Annotated in this window: 23 protein-coding genes; 15 read left to right on the plus strand and 8 right to left on the minus strand. The window is 41.5% G+C overall.

What is annotated here, in order from left to right; genetic code table 11:
- Nucleotides 1-63 precede the first annotated feature (63 nt).
- The 4 genes from GL182_RS19425 to GL182_RS19440 all read left to right on the plus strand — a co-directional run bounded on the left by GL182_RS19425 (nt 64) and on the right by GL182_RS19440 (nt 2,729).
- Nucleotides 64-1,137 carry an AMP-binding protein gene (locus GL182_RS19425; protein WP_163381457.1) on the plus strand — a complete coding sequence of 358 codons (1,074 nt, stop codon included), beginning with the start codon at nt 64-66 and terminating at the stop codon, nt 1,135-1,137.
- A complete protein-coding gene (locus GL182_RS19430; RefSeq protein WP_163381458.1) occupies nt 1,122-1,544 on the plus strand; it encodes a DUF2141 domain-containing protein in 423 nt (140 codons plus the stop codon). Before GL182_RS19425 ends, GL182_RS19430 begins: the two co-directional genes overlap by 16 nt.
- Complete coding sequence (locus GL182_RS19435; protein WP_163381459.1) at nt 1,541-1,720, plus strand: hypothetical protein; 180 nt, start codon at nt 1,541-1,543, stop codon at nt 1,718-1,720. Before GL182_RS19430 ends, GL182_RS19435 begins: the two co-directional genes overlap by 4 nt.
- Before the next feature lie 166 nt (nt 1,721-1,886).
- Nucleotides 1,887-2,729, plus strand: coding sequence for a universal stress protein (locus tag GL182_RS19440; protein ID WP_163381460.1), 843 nt, complete (start codon nt 1,887-1,889; stop codon nt 2,727-2,729).
- Between the two features lie 45 nt (nt 2,730-2,774).
- Here GL182_RS19440 and GL182_RS19445 read toward each other — a convergent pair whose 3' ends face one another.
- The gene (locus tag GL182_RS19445; RefSeq protein ID WP_163381461.1) at nt 2,775-4,502 is read right to left on the minus strand and encodes a phospho-sugar mutase; all 1,728 of its coding nucleotides are present in this window, start codon (nt 4,500-4,502) and stop codon (nt 2,775-2,777) included.
- A 199-nt stretch (nt 4,503-4,701) separates the two neighbouring features.
- Here GL182_RS19445 and GL182_RS19450 point away from each other — a divergent pair, with 199 nt between their 5' ends.
- Together GL182_RS19450 and GL182_RS19455 are read left to right on the plus strand one after the other, a co-directional pair.
- The gene (locus GL182_RS19450) at nt 4,702-5,124 is read left to right on the plus strand and encodes a hypothetical protein (protein WP_163381462.1); all 423 of its coding nucleotides are present in this window, start codon (nt 4,702-4,704) and stop codon (nt 5,122-5,124) included.
- Nucleotides 5,125-5,265: 141 nt separating this feature from the next.
- Nucleotides 5,266-6,771 (plus strand): glycoside hydrolase family 99-like domain-containing protein, encoded by a 1,506-nt coding sequence (locus tag GL182_RS19455; protein WP_163381463.1) that lies wholly within the window; start codon nt 5,266-5,268, stop codon nt 6,769-6,771.
- A gap of 69 nt (nt 6,772-6,840) precedes the next feature.
- Here the strand turns inward: GL182_RS19455 and trpS are convergent, their stop codons facing one another.
- Nucleotides 6,841-7,815 (minus strand): tryptophan--tRNA ligase, encoded by a 975-nt coding sequence (gene trpS / locus GL182_RS19460; RefSeq protein ID WP_163381464.1) that lies wholly within the window; start codon nt 7,813-7,815, stop codon nt 6,841-6,843.
- 69 nt (nt 7,816-7,884) lie between these two features.
- Between trpS and GL182_RS19465 the strand changes: the two genes are divergently transcribed.
- From GL182_RS19465 to GL182_RS19480, 4 genes are all read left to right on the plus strand, one after another.
- Entirely contained in the window at nt 7,885-8,982 is a 1,098-nt protein-coding gene (locus GL182_RS19465) for a DUF1573 domain-containing protein (protein WP_163381465.1), read from the plus strand.
- 182 nt (nt 8,983-9,164) lie between these two features.
- Complete coding sequence (locus GL182_RS19470) at nt 9,165-10,127, plus strand: tryptophan 2,3-dioxygenase family protein (RefSeq protein WP_163381466.1); 963 nt, start codon at nt 9,165-9,167, stop codon at nt 10,125-10,127.
- A 2-nt stretch (nt 10,128-10,129) separates the two neighbouring features.
- Complete coding sequence (locus tag GL182_RS19475; RefSeq protein ID WP_163381467.1) at nt 10,130-11,713, plus strand: NAD(P)/FAD-dependent oxidoreductase; 1,584 nt, start codon at nt 10,130-10,132, stop codon at nt 11,711-11,713.
- A gap of 20 nt (nt 11,714-11,733) precedes the next feature.
- On the plus strand, nt 11,734-12,123 hold the full coding sequence (locus GL182_RS19480; RefSeq protein ID WP_240469896.1) for a CoA-binding protein: 390 nt from the start codon (nt 11,734-11,736) through the stop codon (nt 12,121-12,123).
- On the opposite strand, the gene GL182_RS19485 is transcribed toward GL182_RS19480, so the two are convergent.
- Genes GL182_RS19485 through GL182_RS19495 form a run of 3 tightly spaced genes read right to left on the minus strand, consistent with a single transcriptional unit; the run spans nt 12,120 to nt 14,944 of the window.
- Nucleotides 12,120-12,995, minus strand: coding sequence for a Brp/Blh family beta-carotene 15,15'-dioxygenase (locus tag GL182_RS19485; protein WP_163381468.1), 876 nt, complete (start codon nt 12,993-12,995; stop codon nt 12,120-12,122). The genes GL182_RS19480 and GL182_RS19485 overlap by 4 nt on opposite strands.
- Nucleotides 12,982-14,190: a lycopene cyclase family protein gene (locus GL182_RS19490; protein WP_163381469.1), complete on the minus strand. Its 1,209-nt coding sequence runs from the start codon at nt 14,188-14,190 to the stop codon at nt 12,982-12,984. Before GL182_RS19490 ends, GL182_RS19485 begins: the two co-directional genes overlap by 14 nt.
- 4 nt (nt 14,191-14,194) lie before the next feature.
- Nucleotides 14,195-14,944, minus strand: coding sequence for a bacteriorhodopsin-like (locus GL182_RS19495; RefSeq protein WP_163381470.1), 750 nt, complete (start codon nt 14,942-14,944; stop codon nt 14,195-14,197).
- Nucleotides 14,945-15,224: 280 nt separating this feature from the next.
- On the opposite strand from GL182_RS19495, the gene gyrB reads away from it, so the two are divergent.
- The gene (gene gyrB / locus GL182_RS19500; protein WP_163381471.1) at nt 15,225-17,186 is read left to right on the plus strand and encodes a DNA topoisomerase (ATP-hydrolyzing) subunit B; all 1,962 of its coding nucleotides are present in this window, start codon (nt 15,225-15,227) and stop codon (nt 17,184-17,186) included.
- A 109-nt stretch (nt 17,187-17,295) separates the two neighbouring features.
- Nucleotides 17,296-19,419, plus strand: coding sequence for a polyphosphate kinase 1 (ppk1, locus tag GL182_RS19505; protein ID WP_163381472.1), 2,124 nt, complete (start codon nt 17,296-17,298; stop codon nt 19,417-19,419).
- 3 nt (nt 19,420-19,422) lie between these two features.
- On the opposite strand, the gene GL182_RS19510 is transcribed toward ppk1, so the two are convergent.
- The 3 genes from GL182_RS19510 to GL182_RS19520 form a co-directional block, all read right to left on the minus strand.
- Nucleotides 19,423-20,325 (minus strand): Ppx/GppA phosphatase family protein, encoded by a 903-nt coding sequence (locus tag GL182_RS19510; RefSeq protein ID WP_163381473.1) that lies wholly within the window; start codon nt 20,323-20,325, stop codon nt 19,423-19,425.
- 130 nt (nt 20,326-20,455) lie between these two features.
- Nucleotides 20,456-20,665, minus strand: coding sequence for a hypothetical protein (locus GL182_RS19515; RefSeq protein WP_163381474.1), 210 nt, complete (start codon nt 20,663-20,665; stop codon nt 20,456-20,458).
- Nucleotides 20,666-20,749: 84 nt separating this feature from the next.
- The gene (locus GL182_RS19520; protein WP_163381475.1) at nt 20,750-21,025 is read right to left on the minus strand and encodes a DUF202 domain-containing protein; all 276 of its coding nucleotides are present in this window, start codon (nt 21,023-21,025) and stop codon (nt 20,750-20,752) included.
- 140 nt (nt 21,026-21,165) lie between these two features.
- Between GL182_RS19520 and GL182_RS19525 the strand changes: the two genes are divergently transcribed.
- The 3 genes from GL182_RS19525 (at nt 21,166) to GL182_RS19535 (ending at nt 25,172) form a co-directional block, all read left to right on the plus strand.
- Complete coding sequence (locus GL182_RS19525) at nt 21,166-22,065, plus strand: DUF3078 domain-containing protein (protein ID WP_163381476.1); 900 nt, start codon at nt 21,166-21,168, stop codon at nt 22,063-22,065.
- 211 nt (nt 22,066-22,276) lie between these two features.
- A complete protein-coding gene (locus tag GL182_RS19530) occupies nt 22,277-23,656 on the plus strand; it encodes a TIGR00341 family protein (RefSeq protein ID WP_163381477.1) in 1,380 nt (459 codons plus the stop codon).
- A gap of 619 nt (nt 23,657-24,275) precedes the next feature.
- Nucleotides 24,276-25,172: a helix-turn-helix domain-containing protein gene (locus tag GL182_RS19535; protein ID WP_163381478.1), complete on the plus strand. Its 897-nt coding sequence runs from the start codon at nt 24,276-24,278 to the stop codon at nt 25,170-25,172.
- The last annotated feature ends 50 nt before the right edge of the window (nt 25,173-25,222 follow it).

Raw genomic sequence — 25,222 nt, forward strand, 5'->3', positions numbered from 1 at the left:
TTATTACCAAAGTAATCTACCGAATGGTCCCTTTTTACTTAGTTTTGCTTCCAAAAAGCAGTTATGATCGTTTTCGGCAATATTTCCTATACCATAGATCAGATAAAAGCTGGTGATAAAGGCTCCCTGCCCATCCGTTTTGAGAAGGGTTTTGAATTTTGCTGGCAATGGCTTAACGGATGGGACCGTTTTAGTCTGCAAACTTCCGGATCCACTGGCAAACCAAAGGAAATCGAAGTGAACCGGAAGCAATTTATTTCAAGTGTCAGCGCAACCGGAGCATTTTTTGGGGTAGAAAAAGGTTGGAATTTGCTCTGCTGCCTGGATACCGAAAAAATAGCCGGTAAAATGATGTTGCTCAGGGCCTTGGAATGGGAGGGGGATTTGTTGGTTCAGCAGCCCGGCGCCAACCCCCTGGAAAAACTGAAGGATTGTGATTTTGACTTTGTGGCCATGGTTCCGTTGCAGGTGGAAGCTTGCCTAAGCAATCCCAGTACAAGAGAAGCATTGCATGAAATTAAAAATCTGATCATAGGAGGAGCTCCTATTTCCATTTCCTTAAAAGAAGATTTGAGCCAATTGCCCGGAAAGGTGTTCCAATCCTATGGCATGACCGAAACCGTTTCACATATCGCCCTGGCCGATGTAAAAAAAGCAGGGACGTTGGTATATGGTGCGTTACCAGGTGTGGAATTGAAAACCGATGGCGACCATCAACTTTTGGTCAAGGCACCCATGACAGGGGATAAGTGGTTAGCTACCAGGGATATTGTGTGCATGAAAAGTCCAGATTCCTTTGTTTGGAAGGGGAGAGCCGATTTTGTGATCAACTCTGCCGGGATTAAAATACATCCGGAGGAAATTGCCCGTCAGCTCCATACAACCATTCAGGTTTTTTTTCCAGAAAAAAAATTCTTTTTCACCGGCAAACCTGACCATAAATGGGGGCAAGCCCTTATTTTGGTCGTGGAAGGCGTTGCGGATCAAAAAAAAGCAGCAGCTTTTTTACGTCAGGCGAAAGAAATGCTACCCAAATACAATAATCCAAAAGAGGTGATATTTATTCCTGAATTCAAACTTAGCAGTTCCGGAAAAATAGATCAATTGCTTACTTTAGCCACATGGAAAAATTCATGATATTTATTTTCCTGGCCGTTTTGGTGAAGTCAGAAAGTCCTGATCCCACCCTTTACATTACCGTATATGTGATGGGTCAGGAAAAGGGCCTGGTACAGTTGCTGGTCTTTGATTCGCCTGAGGGGTTTCCTGATCAACCACATAAGGCCCGTAGAAGGGAGGCAGCAGAAGTAGTAAATGGAAGAGCCCTTTTTGAATTTGGGGGCTTGAAGGAAGGAAGCTATGCCGTTTCTGCTTTTTATGATGCTGATAGAGACGGTAAGATGAAAAAAAATATTTTTGGTGTACCCAAAGACCCCTATGGGTTTTCAAAAGATGTTAGAAAGGCCTTTTCTGCGCCCACCTTTCAAAGTGCCGCTGTCCGGCTACCGGCAGATGGATTGGCAATAAGCTTTACTCTCAAATGATGATGAATAAAACCCTTCAAATAACGGTTGCTGTGATAGGGCTATTGGCAGCGCTGCTATACATGCTTTATTTTTTCAATGTAGTATCTCATCCTTATATCCCCTCTATAAGTGGTGGCCTTGTCATAGCGGCGTACTTATTCGGTATTTATGCCAAAAGGCAAAACAGGGAGTGAAATAGGGCGGTAGTTCATGAACCGGCTGTTCAGAGGTATTAAAATGCAGGGTAAATCCATTAATATGATGTTTGTCATATTTTTTTCTGACAGATGTGAGATATTAAATATTCGGTATTGGCTATATTTGAATCAGTAATACAAAGCCATTTAAATCTAACCAGTCATGAAAAAGCTATTGGTTCCCACCGATTTCTCTCCATATGCAGATGCTGCCCTGGATTTTGCCATACAGCTGGCACAAAAAGTAGATGCTGAAATACTGATCATGCATGTGATCCTGACCCCTGTCAATTGGGTCAAATTAACCAAGGAACAAGAGAAACTATATCCCGACACTTTAGAGGTGATCAGGAAGGCAAAAGTTGAATTAAGCACCAGAAAATCAAAGGTCAGTTCCCTGGGACTAGAAGTAAGGGAGTTGATTCATTTCAGCGATGGTAAAGAGCGGCTCATCAAATTTCTATCTCTTGAAAATATAGATATGGTAATAATGGGTTCCCATGGAAAGTATGGGTTCAAATCCCACGTCCTTGGGTCCAATACCTATACGGTACTGAGAAAATCTGAAATTCCTGTTTTTATAATTAAACCAGGTGACAAAGCCTTCAGCTTCAAGAAAGTGATTTTGGCCACTGATTTCAAAGAGGATTCCGGAAAAGCTTTTCAATTACTGGGAGATACCATTCGTTTGATGGGTGGAGAACCGGAGTTGCTCTATGTGAATACTCCTGCAGATTTTCTGGAGGATGAACAGATCAGAGAAATAGGAGCGGATTTTTTGGACAAATATGCTTACTATCCGCATGAGATCCATATTTATAGTGCCTATAATGTAGAGCGGGGTATTATACAATATGCACGGTCGGTAGATGCAGATGCTGTAGCCTTAATAACACATGGAAAAACTGACTTGCAGCAGTTGTTTTCACCCTCAGTAACAGAAAATTTAGTAACGTATCTGGATAAACCTGTAATCAGCTTAAATGTAACAGCTAAAGAGCATTAAAAAAGGCCGGTAAAGCCGGCCTTTTTTAATGCTTTGTTAGTGATTTCAGCCAAAAAACTCCTTGAGGGCGTTTATTTTACGCTCAAGAGACGCTTCCGTTTTTCGGTAAGCAGCCCTGTTGGGTAATGGTTCATTGACAGAAATATAGTATTTTATCTTGGGTTCCGTACCCGATGGTCTGGCAGATATTTTGCTCCCATCCTCAAGGTAAAACTGGATTACATTTGATTTATCCAGGTCCAGGTGGAATTCCTTTCCAGCTATCATGTCATAAATCCTGCTTTCCTGAACGTCGATAATTTTTTCGACTTTTATTCCATTGATGGATGATGGCTTGTTGGTTCTAAAGCCTTTCATCAGCTCCTGAATCTGCTCAGCGCCATCCTTGCCCTTTTTGGTAATGGAGATCAGGGATTCTTTATAAAATCCATATTTCTGGTATATTTCAGCCAGTACATCTATCAAACTCATCCCTTTTTGCCTGTAATAAGCCGCTATTTCAGCTACAATGGCACAGGCAGAGACACCATCCTTGTCTCTGGCAAAATCGCCAACCAGAAAACCATAACTTTCTTCTCCTCCGGCTATAAATTCTTTTTTACCCTCATTTGCCAGAATAACCTGGGCGATATTTTTAAAACCTGTCAATACATCATAGTAATCAACCTCAAAATCTTTACTGATTACACCCAGTAAATCAGTGGTTACAATCGTACTGACCGTAAATTGCTTACCTGTCAAACGGCCTTGTTCCCGATAGAGGTTTAACAAATAGTAAATGATCAAGGCACCGGTTTGGTTGCCGTTTAACAATTCGTAATCTCCATTCTCATTGGGAACAACCGCTGCTGTACGGTCACCGTCAGGATCACAAGCCAAAACCAGCTCAGCTTTGACTTTTTTGGCCAATTTGATCGAAAGATCCAATGCTTCAGCCTCCTCAGGGTTAGGGTATATAACGGTAGGAAAGGTACCATCAGGTTCCTTTTGCTCTTCCACGATGTGTATGTTTTCAAAACCAAAAACCTTCAGTGCGGCTGGTACCATTTTGCCGGAAGCCCCATGAATAGGAGAGAAGACAATGGGCATGTCTTTGGCCAATATATTGATCTGCGGAGAAAGACTTAATTTTTTCACTTCATTGAGGTAGATCAAGTCAAAGTCCTCTTCAATGAATTCTTTCAAATCATCATTTTTATTCCAATTGACATCGTCAATTGATTTAATTTTTAAAACTTCGGTAATGATATTCTTGTCATGGGGAGCGACTACTTGCCCGCCATCATTCCAGTAAACCTTATAGCCATTGTATTCTTTGGGGTTATGAGAGGCAGTGACCATCACGCCGCTCTCACAACCGAAATGTCTGATGGCAAAAGAAAGCATTGGCGTTGGGCGCATTTCCCTGAAATACCTGACCCTTATACCATTTGCCGTCATTACATTTGCCGTTGTATCTGCAAATAGGGTATTGTTGAGCCTTGAGTCGTTTGTTACGGCAATGCTGATTTCCTGGTTAGGGAAACTTGCTTTCAGGTAATTGGCCAGTCCCTGGGTCGCCATGCCTATGGTATAAATGTTGATCCTGTTGGAGCCTACCCCCATTATGCCTCTCAAACCTCCCGTACCGAATTCCAAATCCCTGTAAAATGAATCGATCAATTCAGTTGGGTCTTCTGCATTTAACAAGGCATTTATTTCAGCTTTGCTTTGGTTGTCGATGTTGCTGTTGAGCCAGGCCTGGGCTTTGTTAATTATGGATGCATCTGTCATGTGTAAAAAAAAGCTTTTTTGTTTTTTAGGTTTTGAGCCAAAATATAAGCAATAATATGGATTTACCCTTTATTGCCTGGTAGATTTTTAGGTGCGTTCCATTTTAAAAATTGAATGTTCAATTTTTAAAATGCGGTGTTGGAATATGTTTACGGATTATATACCTTCATATTTTAATTGAAAATAGCAGATAGTTTTTATGGATTTTGATAAATTAGACAAGGAACTTTCCCAAATCGTGGAGTTGCGCATAAGGCTGAGTGAAATTACCTATGCGGATGCCGAATATGATGAAATTGAGGAACAACTTCATGATCTTGAAGATACCCTGAATGAAGAGTATGGCAATGAACTGGAAGAAAAGCTGGAAGAGATATATGCCACCTTGTCTTCAGATAACGATGTTTTATTGCCTTCGGCTTATCTGGCCAATAAATATATCCCCATGCAACCGGATGCCAGGGGAGTGGTAACCTATGATGTGCAGGGTATGGAAGGTGTGCCCATAGAATCAGAACAATTTGACGGTCAGGATGTACGGATCGCTTTGGTACCCAACCCTGTCAGGTTTGTGATGGTAATCAATGGCAGGCCGCTCAAAGACCTCTGGCGGTCTAGATAAGCTGCGGCCGGAATAACCCAGATTTTATTAGATTTTTTACAGCAATGACTGATTAATTCTTGAATGGCAACAAATACGAGGAGTTTCATTTCATTGCTATTTTTATTATTATTCCATCTCTTCGCCGGATGTTCTGATTATATGAATAGTCGTAAAATAAGGGATGCATCTGTAGACCCGGATGGTCAGTCTGTTTTCAATGAAAATGCTACAGAAGCACTTACTGGCAGTACGAATGGGGAGGACATACAGGTGGGTGTTTTCTTTATGCCTTCCTGGAATGTATCTGGAAATGAAACGCAGGACCTGGACAGTTTCTGGTCGTGTTTGCGGGGAAGGGAGAATTGTAGTTTTCTGGCCGATAAAAGATCCTGGGGTCCCAATGGGAGGATATACAATGCCAGATACCCCTATGAAGGTCCCTATTTAGATAAAAAGCCCATTAAAGAATTGAAAGGTTTCTACCAAAGGGATGATCCGGAGGTGGCCCGAAAACAATTGGATTACATGCATGATTATGGGATTGATTTTTTTGCCTACAATTGGTTTTTTGGCAGACATTATTATTACCATAAAAACTTTGCGCCTCAATCCGGGCTTTACTACCCCGAAGATTGGCCCATTGACTCCCAGAGGGATGGACGGGTGAAGGTCCCGGGTTTGGAAGAATGGGATGGTCAGTTACAAGTTTTACTGCAGGAGAACTCCAAAAGACCGGAAAGCAAGCAGCTGAAATTTGCCTTGAACTGGTGTGATGACAGTGAGGATCGTTGGATACAATGGCTCCGTATGGCTTCCCCCCAGAACATCAACTCCCGGACCAATTTTCCGGGAGAATCTCCCGATCAGCAGCTTTACCTCAAGGTCCACGATAAAATCACCCTATTGTGGATTGATAAATATTTTCAAAGGAAAGACTATTTGAAGGATGAATCAGGAAGACCGGTGGTCTATATTTATTTTCCTCATGATACAGAGGCCAGGGCTGGATATTACGGGATTGGATTGGATGAATTGCTCGACAGGTCCAGGGAATTGGCCAGAAATGCCGGCTTTCCGGGTATAAAATTTATTGCCGTAACATCAGGAGCGATGACCCCTGACCTGATGCCTTTTGCCTTGCCTACTTCCTGGAAGCCGCTGGATCCAAAACAGCCCTGGCAGGGCGGAAGATATGCTGATCGCATGCTGTTTCAGAATTATGTTCCCCGGCTCAAGGGGTTGGGCTTTGAAGGAATGACCGCTTACATCTACCATGATTTTTATGAACGGAATAATAAAAGTTATGCTGACATGCAGAAAACCTATCAGGGGCATTGGGACAAATGGTCAGGCTATTTTAAAAGGGACCGTAATTTCGAATATCAGGTGCCCGTAGCCATGGGTTGGGATAGGAGGCCGGCTGGTGGTACCTGGCCTCAACAAAACGGGCTTCCAAGTGAACCACTAAAGGATAAGGTGATTTCAGACAAGTCTTCATTCCGGACAAAGCTTGTCGCAGCCAAAAAGGTATTGGTTGAAAACAGGGATACCAATGGAAATACCCTGATGGTGTGTTGTTGGAATGAATACCTCGAAGGCAATCACATTGAACCTACTGAGGGGCATGGTTTTGATTATCTGGAAGTGATTAAATCCCTTTTTTAATCCCGTAACTTCTGATTGCTTATACCCAAAGCCGCCGGAAAAATAGCAGGGAATTTTTGAAGCTCAGGATCAACCGAATCCAAGATTTTTCCTTATTTTATCCAATAATATATTGGCGGAGTTGCGGGCCTTCCTTTCTCCGGCCTCAAGCCTGGCTTCCAACTCCGGAAGATGATTCATGTAGTGATCAAAGGCTTCCCTTTCTTTCTGGTACTTATCCAGCACCAAACCCAGCAATTCTTTTTTAGCATGCCCGTATCCAAAGTTCCCGCCAAGGTATTTTTCTCTTAGCACCTGTGTTTGGGAGGGATCAGCCATTAGTTGGAATAATTTAAATACCGTACAGCTATCAGGATCCTTCGGTTCTTCCAGGGGCGTACTGTCTGTAACGATGGTATTGATGTTTTTCTTCAATTGCTTTTCGGGCAAAAAGATGTCTATATAGTTGTTGTAGGATTTGCTCATCTTCTGGCCGTCTGTTCCGGGTATGATCATGACATTTTCGCTGATTCGGGCTTCCGGAATGGTCAATAGCTCCTCTCCAATGCGATGGTTGAATCCGCTGGCGATATCCCTGGAAATCTCTAAATGTTGCAATTGATCTTTTCCTACCGGTACCAGATCAGCCTCATATAACAATATATCCGCTGCCATCAAAACCGGATAGGTAAAGAGGCCGGCGTTTACATCTGCGAGGCGGTCGGCTTTGTCTTTAAAGCTATGGGCATTGGCCAGCATGGGGAAGGGGGTAAAGCAACTCAGGTACCAGGTAAGTTCCGTCACTTCCGGAATGCGGGATTGTCGGTAAAAAACTGTTTTTTCAATGTCCAGGCCGAATGCCAACCAGGCGGCAGCCACCGCATTTACATTTTCCACCCGCTGCTTTGCATCCTTAATGGTAGTCAGGGAGTGAAAATCTGCAATAAAAATAAACGATTCATTGTTATCCCTAAGGCTAAGGTCTATAGCCGGTTGTATGGCTCCCAATATATTGCCCAGATGAGGTTTTCCTGAACTTTGAATTCCTGTAAGTACTCTTGCCATGACTATAATTTTGTTGCAAATTAACTAATTAAAGAATAATTTGCGGCAATTTTAACGTTATTTGCTGGTATGAAGAGGATAGTATTTTTATTGGGCTTTAGTAGTTTATTGTTTTCCTGTTCGGGAGAGGTTAAGAGTCAGGATGTTGAAGGTTCTGGCCTGGTTTGGGAAAAAAAGCTGTTAAATATTGGAGCGGTCTTGGAGGAGAATGGTACTGCGACCGCTGATTTTTATTTTGTCAATAAAACAGACACTTTGGTTCTCATTGAAGAAGTGATGACAGATTGTGGTTGTACAGTGGCTGAATATTCAAGTGATACCATTGCGCAGGAAAAGGTAGGCCATGTCATGATCACTTATGATCACCAATCCAGAGGAGGTACTTTCTCCAAGATGATTGTGGTCAAAACGAATGTCGATCCGGAAGGGGATTCTTTATTTCTGGAAGGTGTAAATGTACCCTATCCCAAAAATCCTGAGACCCATTATAAAGTAAAAAAGGGAGGTTTGGGTTTTGTTTTTGAAACCAATAACTTGGGAACGCTATTTACCAATCAGACCAAAATTAAACCACTGGATTTTTATAATTTCAATGATTCACCTTTGCAGTTGAATCAGGTGCAAAAGAATATCCCGGAACACATGCAGGTTCAAATGATCCCGGCTGTGGTACAGCCAGGAAGCCGTGGCGTGTTGGAGATCAGCTATGATCCAGCTTTAAAAAATGACCTGGGCTTTATTGAAGAAACAGTAGATCTATCTTTAATTTCCTCGGAGAAAATCGACTTGTCATTAAGTTTTATTGCCATCATTCATGAATACTTTGACCCTGTACCTGTCAATCAATTGGATAGTGTTCCGAAACTAAAGATTAGCGAATTAGAGGTGGATTTGGGTAAAATCAGTTCGGGGAATAAAGTTTCCAAAGTTGTCACGCTGGAAAACGCAGGTCCCCATCCCTTAAACCTGAGAAAAGTGGTTTCCAATTGTGCCTGCATTTCTTTAGATATTCCCACACATGAGCTTCAAGCCGGCCAAAGAGTAGATTTGGTGTTTACCTTTGACCCCAAAGGCAGGAGGGGAATAGACCATAAAACCATCACTTTCTTTAGCAACGATCCCCTTAATCCAACCCAAACAGTAATCATCAAAAGCCGGATAGATTAAGTATTTGTTTTGGAATGGCCCCTCAGTCCGGAATTGTTTCGTATAATTCAGGCATAAAATCGGCTAATTACCCTGGCAGACTTGTAATTTTGGTTTTTATACCAGAATTTTGGTATCCATTGAAAGCTGCTTGTGCCGCGTCATCGTCCAGATAAAATTGGATCCTATTTCAGAACCATTGCATGGATAATCCCAAGAAAGAAATCATAGATAAAATCAGGCAGTTAGAAGAAAAATTCAGGGCATCAGGTCAGGATTTATCTTCTTATTTGGAAGGATTGCTTCATGCGGATTACCTGAATTATTGGGACTATATCAATTTGGACACATTACTGACTTTACAACAACCCAGAACTTCATTTAAGGATGAAAAAATTTTTATCATTTACCATCAGATCACAGAATTGTATTTTAATCTGATCTTGTGGGAATTGGAGCAAATGGCTGCGGTGAAGGAAATAGAGCTCGATTTTTTCAAGAGCAGATTGAAAAGGGTAATCATGTATTTTGACTTGTTGATTTCGTCGTTCGCAGTGATGTGGAAGGGGATGGAACGGGAACAGTTCATGAAGTTTCGCATGTCTCTGTTGCCGGCAAGTGGTTTTCAAAGTGCCCAATACAGGATGATCGAAATCATGTGCACGGATATTCAAAACCTGGTTTACCTGGGAGAACGGGAAGATTATAAGGACATCAATCTGACCAGCATCGATAGTCTTTTTGATATCCTGTACTGGCAGTATGGTGCCAAGGAGTTGGCCACCGGTGAGAAAACCCTAACCCTTAAATCTTTTGAGCAAAAATACGGCGGCTCCCTGAAAGAACTCATAGCCAAATTCAGAAAGAACAACCTGTGGAAAAAATATTTGTACCTGCCCGAAAAAGACGAAGAATTAACAAATTTAATGCGGGAACTGGATGAAAAGGCCAATGTTTACTGGCCCCTTGCCCATTATAAATCTGCCGTGAAATACCTTCAAAAAGACCCCATGGATATAGCAGCTACGGGTGGGACGAACTGGCAAAAATTTCTCCCTCCCCGGTTTCAAAAGGTTATTTTTTACCCGGAACTCTGGTCAGAGGAAGAGATCAGTGAATGGGGCAAGAATTGGGTAGAGAAAGAATTGTTGGGAGGAGCAAGATAACGATGAGAAAAGTACTGAATCTGGTTATCACACCTGAGGAAGCGTTTAACGAAAAACTTTTTTTCCAGGTAGTCAGCAAAAAATCAGGTTTAGCTGATAAAGGGGATTTAATCATTCGTCCAGTTCACCGGTCAATTGATGCCAGGGGAAGAAAAGTGAGGGTAAATGTAACCGTCGAAGTATTCCCGGGTAGTATTCCTCCTCCACGTATAGCCTCGGTCAGGGATTACCCCAATGTCCGGACCAGGGAACCCCTGATCATCGTTGGGGCCGGTCCGGCAGGCTTGTTTGCAGCCCTGAGGGCCATTGAACTGGGGGTAAAACCCATTGTTTTGGAAAGGGGAAAGGATGTCAGGTCCCGAAGAAGGGATTTGGCAACTTTAAACAAACATCATGTGGTAGATCCGGATTCAAATTACTGCTTTGGGGAAGGTGGAGCCGGTACCTATTCCGATGGTAAATTATATACACGCTCAAAAAAAAGAGGGGATATCCGAAGGATCATGGAGATATTGGTTGCACATGGAGCCAAGGAAGAAATCTTAGTAGATGCCCACCCTCATATCGGTACCAATAAATTACCTGTTCTGGTAGAAAACTTGAGGGAGCGAATCCTTCAGAGTGGTGGAGAAATCCATTTCCATACCAAAGTATTGGATTTTATTTTAGACCAGGGTAGCATTAGGGGTGTCATTACCTCTGAAGGGGAGCAGTGGAAGGGTATGGGAGTGATTTTGGCTACCGGACATTCTGCCAGGGACATTTATCAGTTATTGGCCCAACGAAAGGTCCTCATAGAAGCCAAACCCTTTGCTTTGGGTGTGCGGATAGAGCACGATCAAAACCTCATTGATCGCATCCAATACCACTGCCCGGTAGACAGGGGGGAATATTTACCACCTGCTGCCTACAGTTTGGTTCAGCAAACGGTTATGGAAGGAAAACAAAGGGGTGTCTTTTCCTTTTGCATGTGTCCGGGAGGATTTATTGTGCCGGCTGCCACTTCACCGGGCGAGATAGTAGTTAACGGAATGAGCCCCAGCAGGAGGGATGGTAAATTTGCTAATTCCGGTATGGTGGTCGCAGTGGAATTGGAAGACCTGAAAGCCTACAGGCAATATGGTCCTTTGGCTGCCATGCATTTCCAGCAAGAGGTGGAGCAGGCCGCCTGTTTGGCGGGAGGAGCTACCCAAACAGCCCCTGCCCAACGCATGGTGGACTTTGTCCGGAATAAGCCGAGCAGTCAACTTTTGAAAACCTCCTACCAACCTGGAATTCAAAGTGCAGACATGCAGGATATTTTACCGGATTTTATTGGCAAACGGCTGGCCATGGCTTTTCCATTGATGGGTCAAAAAATGAAAGGGTACTATACCAATGAGGCACAATTGATAGGGGTGGAAAGCAGGACTTCTTCCCCGGTGAGGATTCCCCGTGATAAAGAATCATTTGAACATCCTCAAATTAGCAGGTTATATCCCTGTGGTGAGGGGGCAGGTTATGCAGGCGGGATTGTTTCTGCAGCAATGGACGGAGAAAGGTGTGTAGAAAAACTGGTTTCCAAATACAAAAGAAAACTGGCTTGATGCTTGATGAACATTCAGCCATGAGTAAATTAACTATGCCGAAAGAAAAAAAGACCGTAATAATCGGAGCCAGCCCCAATCCTTCCAGGTATGCCTTTATTGCTGCCAAAATGCTGAAAGAAAATAATATACCCATAGTGCCTGTGGGAATCAAAACCGGGAATGTTTCCGGCGAGGAAATCATGAACCTGAGAGAAAAACCCAAGGTCGCTGATGTGCATACGGTTACCCTTTACATTGGTCCTCAAAACCAACCCGAATGGTATGCTTACATCCTTTCTTTAGCACCTCAGAGGATCATATTTAATCCTGGAACTGAGAACCCGGAATTTATGGGTATGGCAAAAGAAAAGGGCATAGAGGTATTGGCTGCTTGCAACCTTGTGATGTTGCAAACTGGTCAGTTTTAATGGATTGATACCGTACCTTTTTGCCTTTGAAAAAACTTTTCCATAATCCATATATGAGGAGCCGATATCAGGCTTACCAAAACAAAGAAGAGTAAAATCAATTGTTCTGAAGAAAACCAGCTTTTGGCAATCAATAAAATAAGGACGATACCAAATAGACTTAGGAAGGAAAAGGGAATAAATACTTTATAGTCAGCTTCAGGATTTTCTTTCCGGATATTCTTATAAATATTTAAAAGATTGGGCAGAGAATGCCAAAACCCAAAGTAGGTCGTGAAGGCCAGGATCAATGGGAGCTGGTATAAAAAAATACCCAGCCATATCATTTCAAAAAGCAAAACAAAGGTGGGTGTTTGGATATACAGGCTCAGGACCACAGCCATCACCCAAAAAGATACTGGAACAATCCATAACGGAAAATCCGGAGAACTATACAGCGTCAGGATAGGGGCAATGATGATCTGAGTCGCTTCAAAGTCTCCAAGTAGAATAACACTCAAGTAAAATGCACCAACAATGAAGTAAAATGGAACCGTCAGTTTATTTATTGGTTTTCCAATCCAGTGCCCTTGCCCAAAATGATACATAGAAATCGCCAGAAATACCAGAAGGGAAAGCTGAGGCAGGAACAGCCAGCTCATCAAGTATACCAATCCAATGCTCAGGTACTTTAAAATAAACCAAAAGGAGGGTTTCGAATGGGAACCTTTCTGAAATAGGAGATGGTCTACTGCTCCATGGGGGATGCCTACCAGTCCCATCACCAGGGCAAACCAGGCAAATTGGAAAAGATCGAAATCTCCGGGAATAAAGGACAATACAGCGGCCAGGATGAGGGCGATTAATTTGCCGTAATTTTCAATAGGCTTCATAATTTCTCAGGGATTTTAGAAATACACCGAAATTTACTTTTTTGAGCAAGGCGATTTCTTGCCAGAATCCTGTTTTCTCATGTAAAAAATCCAGGATTTCTGCCCCCTGATTTACCTGAAACAGATTAAAAAAGGTTTCAGGCAATCTTTCCGGCCACTTGTAGGCGATGTTTAAAATAATATTATCATAAAATCTAAACCTACTTTTTCTGACATAATGAGAAGGCAGTTTTCCGGATGGAGTTTTGACCATGGATTCCACTATGCTTTTGCAATGCAATTGAATATTGTGGAACGTGTAACCAGTAGATGCTTTGGTGCAGCCACCTACGGTGCCAGAATGTATGATGGAAGGGAAGGTTTCTCCAACCATCTTATTGGTGGTCATGGGTATAAATCCATGTTCTTTTCTCAGGATTTTAAATTGAGAAATTCCCAAATTGTTCCTGATGTATTTTTGGAGTTGTTGTTGTAAAAATGAGGCATTCAATCGCTTTGCCTTGGTGAATTGTGTGTATTCTACCAGACCTTTTCGTTTTCCTAACGGAAGGATGTAAACGAAGTCAGAGGTATTTTTTTTCCCTGTTCTGAAATCCATTAAAGTAACACTTTCCGGGTCAAAACAGTCTTCCTGAGATTCGATTTCCCAACCCAGGAAGGATTGGTGCAAAAGCGGTTTGGTAGTGCTTGCCCCGGAATAAACGGAGGAATTAAATACCATTTCACCGCTAAAGGACCCATGGTGAGCTGTATCTACAGAAGTAGTATTTTGTTGGGCAGAAATGTTCATTATTTCGTCCTGAATAAAGGTGATGGTAGGGTGTTGCTTCATTTGCTCCCATATTTCCCGGTATAGTTCCGTGGAGGAAAGCATGTAGTAGTTAAGTTTACCCAGGTTTTTTTCCAGGAGCTCTTGCTCAGATATAATTTTTATTTTATTCCATGAAATGGGTGAATGAAGACTTTTGGGATGTATTTCGAGTGGTTTTTCAGACCAATAGCACCATGTTTTTTCTGATTGATGTTCCATACCTTTATCAATGACCAGAATGTCAGAATTGATCAGGGAACTGTTGATGCAATGATAGAGCATACTCATTCCCGCTGCACCCAGGCCGGTAATAATGATTTTGTAGGTCATCCAGAAGCTAAAAAGAGGAGGTACTGATATGGTTTCAGTACCTGCCTGTTTCAAAGAATTAAACTGTTTGAGTAGAAGTTTTATTGGATTCTTTGATGGCAACCGAGTAGATTACCAAGCCAAACCCAATTTTGTTTATCGCATCAGCCAGGTTGTAGAATAAGTCAATACTACTCACCTCAAACAATCCTGATAGCAAGTTACCTGGCAAAACCATGTATCCGATGGGATAAATTGACCAGCCCAGGGTGATAAAGATTTTGAGCAAAAACATCGCCTTTTTGAGTGCAGGACTGTCAGAAGATTGAGATAGCTTCGCTACATCACCGGCAAACACTTCATAGACGATGTACAGGTAGCCTAAAGTGGAAATGATGCCCCAGAAAATATTGTTTTCCAGGCCAGACGTTTCCCCTATGTAACCGGTTACCAGCATGACCAATGAGGCAATGATCAGTTTGGTAAGGGTTGCTCCTTTGGCACCAAAGGGCTTGGTTAACAAATAAAATTCCACGCACATAAGCGGGACAGTGAGGGTCCAGTCTACATACCGGAACGCTGTGGGGCTAGATCCAGTTTGGAGATAAAAATCTCTCATGTAGTAATAATGAATCGCTGCGATTCCGGTAATTAACCCTGAGACCAACAAGGAAGTTTTCCATTTACCATCTACCGATGACCTTTCTGCAAAGAAAAATACAGCGGAGGCAAACATGGCCATGTACCCAATAAAAAAGGTAATGGCGACCGGGTCACTATTAATGATCCTGTCCAGGCCGATAATTTCTGCTAATAAGACGAAATTCATAATTTTTTAGTTAAGGGAAAATTATTTAAGTTTGAAATAAAATTCATTGATTATACAATTAAAAAGAATAAAATTTGTTTGAGTATTAATTTGTAGAACAAAAGAAAAGTGTACGTATGGCGTTAATTTGGTTTCAAATCAATGGATTTGGTAAGCAAATTTTAGCGAACAATAGCAGGTTTTTACTTAAAAAAGTCGTTTTTTTTACCTATTTTTGTCTTTAATTCAGTTTTTAAAATTTGAAATGGTCAAGGGTTTTCTTTTGCCATGTAAATGATCTATGAGTAAGGAAAAAAAGTCGTCAAACAGAAACGATTATTCTGCCCAGAATATTCAGGTTCTGGAGGGATTGGAAGCGGTTAGGAAAAGGCCTGCCATGTACATAGGAGATATTGGAGTCAAGGGCCTTCATCATTTAATTTGGGAGGTAGTAGATAACTCCATAGATGAAGCTCTGGCAGGACATTGCGATTTCATATCAGTAAGCATCAATGAAGACAATTCTGTTACTGTGCAGGACAATGGTAGGGGAATTCCTATTGATTTTCATACCAAGGAAAATAAATCTGCCTTGGAAGTGGTGATGACTGTCCTGCATGCCGGAGGTAAATTCGACAAGGACACCTATAAGGTTTCCGGGGGGCTTCACGGCGTAGGGGTTTCCTGTGTCAATGCCTTGTCTTCCTCATTGAAAGCTACTGTCCATCGTGAAGGGAAGATTTATGAGCAGGAATATGTCAGAGGTGTTCCCCAATATCAGGTTCGGGAAATCGGAAAAACGGAAAGTAGGGGCACGCATATTCATTTTAAGCCTGACCATGAAATCTTCCAGGTACTGGACTTCAAATACGAAACCATCGCAACGCGACTCCGGGAAATGTCTTTCCTGAATGCAGGGATAAGAATTCAACTCAAAGATTTAAGGGAAAAGGATGTCGATGGTTTGTACAGGACGGACGAATTTTTTTCTGAGGGCGGATTGGTTGAATTTGTCGAATACCTTGATGAAACCAAGCAAAAAATCATTGAAAAACCCATTTACATAGACACTGAAAAAAATGGTGTTCCCGTACAGGTAGCCATGGGATATAACAATTCCTACACTGAAAACGTAGTGTCTTATGTAAACACCATCAACACCTATGAAGGGGGTACCCATGTTTCAGGCTTCAGACGAGCACTTACCCGCACCCTGAAAAGCTATGCGGATAAATCAGGTATGCTTGAAAAAGTTAAAATTGATATTTCAGGTGATGATTTTCGGGAAGGACTGACTGCCGTCATATCCGTTAAAGTAGCAGAGCCACAATTTGAGGGGCAGACAAAAACCAAGTTGGGCAACTCAGATGTGACTGGTGCTGTGGATACCGCAGTTTCTGAGGCTTTGCAATTTTGGCTTGAGGAACATCCCAAGGAGGCGAAGATTATCGTAGGTAAAGTAGTTTTGGCTGCTCAGGCCAGACTTGCCGCTAAAAAGGCAAGGGAGATGGTGCAGCGAAAAAATGTGCTGGGTGGTGGAGGCCTTCCTGGTAAGTTGGCCGATTGTGCCAATTCAGATCCAGCGGTGTGTGAACTATATCTGGTCGAGGGAGATTCGGCCGGGGGTTCTGCCAAACAGGGTAGAGACAGGGATTTTCAAGCCATCCTTCCACTTAAAGGAAAGATATTGAATGTAGAAAAGGCCCATGAGCATAAGATCTACGACAATGAAGAGATTAAAAATATCCTTACAGCACTGGGGGTGAAATTCGGTACGGCAAATGACGAGAAGGAATTGGACCTCTCTCACCTTCGGTATCATAAAATAATCATCATGACAGATGCGGATATTGACGGTTCGCATATCCGTACCCTGATTCTTACCTTGTTTTTCAGGTACATGAGAAATCTCATAGAAAATGGGTATGTCTACATCGCACTTCCCCCATTGTATCTGCTCAAAAGAGGCAAAGATGAAAGGTATTGCTGGTCTGAAGAAGAAAGAAAATTGACGACCGCCGAGCTTGCACCCGATGGAAAAGTGGATAGTGTGGGCATTCAGCGGTATAAGGGACTGGGTGAAATGAATCCTGAACAGCTCTGGACGACTACCATGGATCCTGAGACCAGGACATTGAAGCAAGTAACCATAGAATCCGCTGCGGAGGCTGATCACCTGTTCAGTATGTTGATGGGTGATGAAGTAGCTCCAAGAAGGGATTTTATTGAAAAGAATGCAAAATATGCCAAGATCGATACATAATTGGCTTGATATTACGTTCGGAATAAGAAAAAGGGCGGTATGCCCTTTTTTTTTTCCACGATTTATTTAGTATCATTGATTGACTTTTTGCCTTTAAAAGAAAATGACTATGAAACTCATCCAACCAGATAAGATTGAAGAAACCATACATAACAGTGAGCTCATCAGCCGGGACCTCAGCTGGCTTAAGTTTAACGAAAGGGTTTTTGACCAGATAAAAAAGGACAGGAGAAATATCTTTGAAAAATTCAAGTTTCTGGCCATTGCCGCTTCTAATCTGGATGAATTTTTTATGATACGTGTAGGTTCCCTGTACAATTACCTCGACTACGATAAGGTGAGAATTGATTATTCAGGCTTAAGGGAAGACGACTTCAAGAGGAAATTGATGATTGAGTCCCAAAATTTTCATAAAAGACTGCAGCGTCATTTCGTAAAAGAGTTATTGCCCATGACCGAAGAGTCAGGATTCCTGATGAGCAACGTAGGTAATTTGCATGAAAAAGAACAAAAAGCGATTAAAGATTACTTTTATAAGGCTGTTTATCCCATGCTTACGCCCATGGTTTTTGATGGGTACCATACCTTTCCTATCCTGATGAACAAATTGTTGATTTTTGGAGTGGTGACCATAGGTCCTGGTGAAAAAAAGGATAACAAGAAGCTTTCATTTGTGCAGATCCCTTCCAATATACCCCGGTTTTTTGAATTGGAAAGGGAGGACCTGATGATTTATGTGCCCATTGAAGAAATGATCAGGGAACATATCGTGTCCCTTTTCAGGAATGTTACCATAGAATCCATCAACCTTTTTCGAATCACCAGAAACGGAGATTTCACCCTGGAAGAAAGTGAGGACATGGACTCTAATTTTCTGGAAGAGGTGAAAAGGAAACTCAACGAAAGGAAGACAGGTAGGGTAGTCAGGATAGAAATCGAGGAAGGATACAGCAAATGGATGGTGAACTTGCTAAAACAGCGATGGACCCTTCAAGACGATAGTATCTTCAAAATAGAGCGCAGGAGCCTGATGGATTTTACCGGTCTTTGGCAGATCATAGGAAACAAGCGTTTTAAAGATCGCTTACCTGCCGTGCCAAATCCTATTCCACCACTTTCTTATCCTGAAGCCGCTTCAGAGGACATTTTTCAGGTATTGAAAAACAAAGATGTTTTGCTTCATCATCCCTATAACGATATGGAGCCAATTTTTGACTTACTGGACAAGGCAGCTGATGATCCCCATGTCATGGCTATAAAGATGACCATATACCGCCTGGCAAAAAATTCCAGGGTAGTGGGTGCCTTGTTAAAAGCTGTGGAAAATGGCAAACACGTATCGGTTTTATTTGAGGTAAAAGCACGCTTTGACGAAGAAAACAATATTCGGGAGGCTAAAAAAATGCAAAAAGCAGGTTGCTTTGTGATCTATGGTGTTAGTAATTTCAAAACCCACACCAAGTTAATGCTTATTGTAAAGAAAGAAGAAAATAAAGTAACCCGGTATGTGCATGTGGGTTCTGGGAATTACAATGAAGAGACCAGCAGGATATATACAGATATTGGCCTGTTGACTACCAATGAAACACTGGCCAATGATGTGTCAGAATTTTTCAATGTAATCACCGGTCATTCTGCTCCTACCAACTATCAGAATTTAATCACATCTCCCAGGGACATGCGGAATAAGTTGATTGAATTCATCGAAATTGAAGCAGAAAACGCCAGTAAGGGCCTATCTTCCGGTATTTTTATAAAAATTAATTCTCTTGAAGACTCCGCATTTATTTTTGCCCTGTACAAAGCTTCTCAGGCTGGGGTGCCTATCAAATTGATTGTCCGGGGAATTTGCTGTTTGCGGCCAGGTAGAAAAGGACTGAGTGAGAACATAGAGGTGATTTCTATTGTAGGTGATTTTCTGGAACATTCCCGGATTTACCATTTCCATAACAATGGAGATTACAGAACATATGTGGGTAGTGCGGATGCCATGGTCAGGAGTTTTGATAAGAGACTGGAATCCTTGTTTAAGGTAGAAAACGAATTTCTTCAGAAACAGCTGATGAATATCATCCGCTTTAATCTCAGGGACAATGAAAATGCCTATGTGATGCAGGAGGACGGTCAGTATATCAGTAAATACCCGGAAAAGGGCGAGGAGCCGTTTAATATTCACCAACAGTTTTTCCAATTGAGCCCGGATATGATTGAAGGGGTGAGGCTTATTGAATAAAGTTTAGAAAGCAGGGAAAAAATGCTCCCTGTTTTTTATATTTTTTTCGAAAAGCTGGTATATCAACCCGTCTTTCAAGCCCAGGGCAGGAACCATGACCCTTTCAACATGTGCTGTTTCCAATGCTGCCAAATATATTTTGGTGGCTGGAATGATTACATCTGCGCGATCTTCGTTCAGGTGAAGGAGATTGATTCTTTCCGCTGGGGAATATTTTTCGAGCAGCGATAGAATTTCATGGATTTTACCTACCTGCAAAAACAAACCCTTTCCCCTTACCTGGGCCAGTTCGAAAACTTTATTGATATTTCCTCCCGTAGCTATTCCCGTCACTGTTTTTTCCCCGGAAAGGTGTTCTTTGATAAATTGCTCCATATGCCTGGGTATAAATTGGGAAACCTGACTCTCAAGGGTTCTCACAGATCCGATTTTGAATGATTTGGCTGCTATTTTTTTTCCTTTTTTGAATATATTCAGCTCTGTACTTCCTCCTCCTACATCCACGTGAAGATAGGTTTTTTCGCCAATGTGTTTCCAAAGCGATTTGTTGATCAATTCCGCTTCTTTGTTGCCGTCAATCAATTGAATTTTAAGGCCGATTTCCTTTCTGATTTCCTCTATCAATTCTTTCCCGTTTTTAGCCTCTCGCATGGCGGAGGTGGCACATGCCTGATAATCGTCTACTTCATAAAGTTGTATCAGAATGTGAAAGGCCCGCATGAGCTCCTTGAACCGATACCTGTTTTCAGGGCCAATTTCTTGGTTTTGAAAGACGTCTTTTCCCAGGCGCAGTGGGAATCTCAGGTATTCCAGTTTTTTGAAATTGTATTGGTTTTGAAAGAAGTGGACCTTCGTAACCTGAAGTCTGATGGCATTGGAGCCAATATCTATGGCGGCTAATTTCAATGGATTATGTTTTTCTCAGCGATGTTAAACTTAAAGGAAAGGGAGTTGTTTCTTCTACAAGCTGTTTTGAAGAAACAACTCCCCAAGGAAATTGCCAAATTTATTTGTGAAGTTTTGCCTGTAGGCAGACTCATTTTTTCCTTCCAACGGCCAATAAGACGAAACCAGCGATAACAGCAATGCCACCGGCATAGGGTGGCCAATTGACGCTTTCTTCACTTTCTGCATTTACTTCAATTGGCCCGGCATCAATGACCGTTTCCTCAGTAGTGTAGGAGATACCGGTAATTAAAAACATCACAATGCCGGCGACAATAAGTATGATTCCTAGAATTTTCATAATATTTTAAAAGATTGATTAGACCATCTTTAATGCAAATAGCTTACCACTTGTAAATTTTAGATACTAAATCAAAATAAAAATTTACATTTTTTCGTACTTACCCTTTTTTAGCTTTCTCTTTAATCTAAAAAAATTAATGAAACCTAGCACCAGTAAAGCCACGCTAATCAGGAAAGAAAAGTACCCGAGCTCCTTTACATTTTCCAGATCTTCTACTTTGATTAAAGCTGTTCCGCTGACAATAAAATACAAGCTGGTGCGAATATAGGCCAAAAGTGTCCTGTCATTGGCAAGTTTTGTTCGTTGACGAGCTAAAAAATCTCTTACAATCAGTAATTCTTCTGTTTGATTTTCCATAAATTTATCTTTCGTTTGTGATCCCAAATGCTAAACGGTATCAAAAAACCTTAAATTAACAGATTTTTGTTGCAAATGTAAAGGTAAAATCTTCAAACATTTGTGGGATTTATCACATTACTATATAACATATACTTGACATGAAAAAATCTTTATTGGTTTTTACCCTAACCTTTTTTTCCTTTGGCCTGCTAATGGCTCAGGAAATAACCCAGGAGGATATTTCTCCCCTGGACACCACTTATTGGGAGTCATCCTTCAGTGCTGGATTAAATTTTAACCAAGCCGGATTCAGCAGCAATTGGAAAGCCGGAGGAGTAAATTCCGTGGCTTTTGGAAGTATAGTGGCAGGAAAAGCCTCGTATAGAAAAGAGAAGTTATCTTGGGATAATGAGCTGGAGTTGTTGTTTGGTATCGTAAGAAATGAAGGGGAGCAAACCAGAAAATCCAACGATAGGATATTTTTGGATTCCAAATTAGGCTACCAGCTGAGCGAAAAATGGTCTTCTTATTTTTCCATGAATTACCTGACCCAGTTTGCAGCAGGGTATAACTTCAATGATGATGGGAGCAGAACATTGATTTCCAAATTCATGGCACCTGGCTTTCTTACCTCCTCACTGGGGTTTGAATTCAAGCCAAGCAATACATTTTTTCTACGGATTGGGCCTTTTTCTCCACGGTTTACCTTTGTCACCGATCCCGAAATCATCAACAATGTGCCCTCCAATTATGGCGTTCTTGCCGGGGACCAGGTAAGGGTGGAGTGGTTGGCCATGCAGGTGTTTGCAGGTCTGGACAAAGACCTGAGTGAAAACCTTAACCTTAAATCAAGGTACACCATGTACGCCAACTATCAGACCTTATCCCTGGAAAACATCGACCACCGACTGGACCTGACCATAACAGCAAAAATCACCAATATTATTAGTGTGACTTTAACCGGAATCGGTTTGTATGATATAGATCAGGACCCTGGCGTGCAATACAGCCAGGCCCTGGCATTGGGGATTCTTTACAAGGTAGATAACAAAAAATAGACTTTTGTTTACTTTTTGGCTGGTAAATTTGGTTTTTAAACAGTTATTGTTAATTTTGTTTGCATTATGGTAGTTAAATAATAGTTGGTTTAGTTTTCAAAATAAAAAGCAGGAGAGGTTCTCCTGCTTTTTTGCTTTTCACACCTTTTTACGCTGGATTATTTCTTTTCTGCGTATTTTCGTTCGTCCTTTAACAAATGAATGTATTTTGATGAACCCTGAGAAACAAAAACTATCCCTTCTGTCCGATAAAATTGCAGGATTGTTGACTTTTATTAAGGACAGGTTTGACCTGCATGAGGGCAAGGAGGATGAAATCGAGACCATAGTATACATCAAAAAGAATATAGAGTTTCGTGGGGCCAATCTTTGGATCCTGATCTTTGCCATACTGGTGGCCTCCGTTGGCGTTAATGTTAATTCTACTGCTGTTATCATTGGAGCCATGTTGATTTCCCCATTAATGGGACCCATTATGGGGATAGGTATGGGGGCCGGGATCAATGATTTTGAATTGATTAAAAAATCCTTGAAAAACCTCGGGATTGCTGTTTTGATCAGTATCATGACTTCCACCCTGTATTTCTCCTTTACACCTCTGAATGAAGCACAATCTGAGTTGCTCGCCAGGACTGAACCCACCATATGGGATGTTTTGATTGCTCTTTTCGGTGGACTCGCAGGGATCATCGCCGGTTCAAGAAAGGAAAAAAGCAATGCCATTCCAGGTGTGGCCATTGCTACTGCCCTGATGCCTCCCTTGTGTACGGCCGGGTATGGATTGGCCACCTGGAACCTGTATTATTTTCTGGGAGCCTTTTACCTGTTTTTTATCAATTCGGTTTTTATCAGTTTGTCGACCTACCTGATTGTCCGCTTCATGGGCTTTCCCAAAAAAGAGTTTGTGGATGTGCAACGGGAGAAAAAGGTGAGAAATTACATCACCATTTTTATTTTAATCACTGTAGTCCCAAGTATTTATCTGGCGTATAACATTGTCAGGAGAACGATTTGGGAAAAATCCGCTAAAGAATTTGTTCAGACCGAATTTGACTTCCCCAGTACACAAATTATAAACAGCAACTACATTTATGAACCGGACAGCAGTGTCATCGAAGTCGCTTTGGTAGGGCAACGAATTGGTGAAGAGGAGATATCGATTATTCAGAAAAAGACAGCTGCGTTTAAGCTGAACCGAACCTACCTGATCGTCAAACAAAGTGGTGATACAGGTATGGATATGAATATGTTGCGATCAGATGTACTGAAAGATTTATACGAAAGAAATGAAGCCATGATTCAAGGCAAGGATCAAAAAATAGCCTTTTTGGAAAGGGAAGTAGCGCAATATGCAGCATCTACAGGTATGGTCAATGATTTGGCACAAGAAGCCAGGATTAACCACAGGGGTTTGACTGCATTTTCTGTCAATAGATCAGTAGTGGCTAACTTGTCAGAAAACAGGCAAGACACCATCATGATCGCAATCGCTACTTTCGAAAGTAAGCCTGACGAAATGGAGGAAAACCGGCTGAAAGAATGGCTCAGTATCAGGACAAAAGCAGACTCAATCTCACTTATCATTAAATAATAACCGAAACCAAAACAGAATTCTATTTTCAACTGACTAAGTAAGGCAATCACCTGTCGCGTTTCGTATTTTCAACGTTTGTTGTTGGTTGAGCTAACAAAAACCTGACAAATTTACTGACTTTAGGAAGAGAATAAATTGGTGTCGATCAGTTCAAAGATAAACATCCATGACCTTTGTGTGTGCGTAAAAGGGGTGTAAAACACAAAAAGCTATGAAACACTGTCTCATAGCTTTAGTCAATTAACAATAAACCCAAAATAACCTGCTGTAGGAGAAGGAGTCGAACCTCCACGGGGCAGTTAGGCAAAATACGAGCTCGCTACTTGCTTTATCCTGGAATCCCCACCCCCGAGACAGGAGGGCATGTCTGCCAATTTCATCATCCTACATTATAAAAGACCATTTGCCTTTGTTTGATATTTCAAAGGTAATACAACCTGATTAATTTTGAAAATATAACAATGAATAATTTAAAAAAATACATTAAATTTAATTTTTAAGCTAAATTATTTCAAAATGATAAATTTGATTATCGGAAATGCTTCTTCATTAAGGAATTTTAAAAAGGCAGCTTTTTATTTTTTCCTTAACTTGCCATAAAACGAAACAACAACTGATGGGAGAGCCAATCAAGACTTATGAGATGCCTGAGATAACCAATCAGCGGACATTTCAGATTTATGAAGTGCAGGGAAAAACCATTCAAAGTAAAACCTACCCCCATGAAACCACAAGGCCTCACCGACATAAATACTATGAGATTTGCGTTTTTGTCAACGGGGCAGGAAGGCACGAGATTGATTTCGAATCGCACCTGATACACTCCAATAGTGTGCATTTCCTATCGCCGGGACAGGTTCATCTCATCAGTAGAGAAAATGATTATCATGGCTACCTGATGGTTTTTTCCCGCGATTTTTATGCCCTCGAATCCTATCACGAGGATCCTCTATTCCAATTGCCCTTTTTCAATAACCCTACTCTGGTTCCTATTTTAAATCTGAATCCAGCAGATTTTAAGGAGCTTTTGGTACTAATCCTTCAAATACGCAAAGAATACCTGCAATGGAATGGATTTACCTCCGATATCTTACGCAATTACCTGCAGATTTTCCTAATCAAATGCAAACAATATTACCTGAGGTATTTTGCTGAAAAAAACAAGACCATGGATCCTCACTTTTCTTTGGTACAGCAATTCAATGCGCTGGTAGAACAGCGGTTTAAACAGGTGCATCAGGTGCAGGATTACGCCAACCTGATGGGACTGGCGCCCGCCATATTGAACAAACATGTCAGAAATATTACTGGTTTTACGGCTGGAGAGATCATTCTTGACCGCCTCATGCTGCAGGCAAAAAGATACCTGATATATACAGACCTGTCCAACAAACAAATTGCCTACCAGCTGAATTATCAGGATCCTTCTTACTTTAGCCGGATTTTTAAGAAAAAAACCGGCTTTTCACCTTCTGATTTCCGAAGGGTAGAAAACGAAAAGTACCAGCATTAAATCAAAAAACACCTTTTTATTAACTGCATTTAACGATAACTTTAATCCCG

It is taken from the genome of Cyclobacterium sp. SYSU L10401 (assembly GCF_010993705.1).
Taxonomy (GTDB): domain Bacteria; phylum Bacteroidota; class Bacteroidia; order Cytophagales; family Cyclobacteriaceae; genus Cyclobacterium.

Coding starts and splice junctions, on each gene's coding strand:
- GL182_RS19465 (WP_163381465.1), top strand. CDS start 7,885: ATGAAGAGGATAGTATTTTTATTGGGCTTTAGTAGTTTATTGTTTTCC.
- gyrB (WP_163381471.1), top strand. CDS start 15,225: ATGAGTAAGGAAAAAAAGTCGTCAAACAGAAACGATTATTCTGCCCAG.
- GL182_RS19450 (WP_163381462.1), top strand. CDS start 4,702: ATGGATTTTGATAAATTAGACAAGGAACTTTCCCAAATCGTGGAGTTG.
- GL182_RS19485 (WP_163381468.1), bottom strand. CDS start 12,995: ATGAAGCCTATTGAAAATTACGGCAAATTAATCGCCCTCATCCTGGCC.
- GL182_RS19470 (WP_163381466.1), top strand. CDS start 9,165: ATGGATAATCCCAAGAAAGAAATCATAGATAAAATCAGGCAGTTAGAA.
- GL182_RS19495 (WP_163381470.1), bottom strand. CDS start 14,944: ATGAATTTCGTCTTATTAGCAGAAATTATCGGCCTGGACAGGATCATT.
- GL182_RS19475 (WP_163381467.1), top strand. CDS start 10,130: ATGAGAAAAGTACTGAATCTGGTTATCACACCTGAGGAAGCGTTTAAC.
- GL182_RS19425 (WP_163381457.1), top strand. CDS start 64: ATGATCGTTTTCGGCAATATTTCCTATACCATAGATCAGATAAAAGCT.
- ppk1 (WP_163381472.1), top strand. CDS start 17,296: ATGAAACTCATCCAACCAGATAAGATTGAAGAAACCATACATAACAGT.
- GL182_RS19525 (WP_163381476.1), top strand. CDS start 21,166: ATGAAAAAATCTTTATTGGTTTTTACCCTAACCTTTTTTTCCTTTGGC.
- GL182_RS19440 (WP_163381460.1), top strand. CDS start 1,887: ATGAAAAAGCTATTGGTTCCCACCGATTTCTCTCCATATGCAGATGCT.
- GL182_RS19515 (WP_163381474.1), bottom strand. CDS start 20,665: ATGAAAATTCTAGGAATCATACTTATTGTCGCCGGCATTGTGATGTTT.
- GL182_RS19445 (WP_163381461.1), bottom strand. CDS start 4,502: ATGACAGATGCATCCATAATTAACAAAGCCCAGGCCTGGCTCAACAGC.
- GL182_RS19480 (WP_240469896.1), top strand. CDS start 11,734: ATGAGTAAATTAACTATGCCGAAAGAAAAAAAGACCGTAATAATCGGA.
- GL182_RS19530 (WP_163381477.1), top strand. CDS start 22,277: ATGAACCCTGAGAAACAAAAACTATCCCTTCTGTCCGATAAAATTGCA.
- GL182_RS19430 (WP_163381458.1), top strand. CDS start 1,122: ATGGAAAAATTCATGATATTTATTTTCCTGGCCGTTTTGGTGAAGTCA.
- GL182_RS19520 (WP_163381475.1), bottom strand. CDS start 21,025: ATGGAAAATCAAACAGAAGAATTACTGATTGTAAGAGATTTTTTAGCT.
- trpS (WP_163381464.1), bottom strand. CDS start 7,815: ATGGCAAGAGTACTTACAGGAATTCAAAGTTCAGGAAAACCTCATCTG.
- GL182_RS19435 (WP_163381459.1), top strand. CDS start 1,541: ATGATGATGAATAAAACCCTTCAAATAACGGTTGCTGTGATAGGGCTA.
- GL182_RS19535 (WP_163381478.1), top strand. CDS start 24,276: ATGGGAGAGCCAATCAAGACTTATGAGATGCCTGAGATAACCAATCAG.
- GL182_RS19455 (WP_163381463.1), top strand. CDS start 5,266: ATGAATAGTCGTAAAATAAGGGATGCATCTGTAGACCCGGATGGTCAG.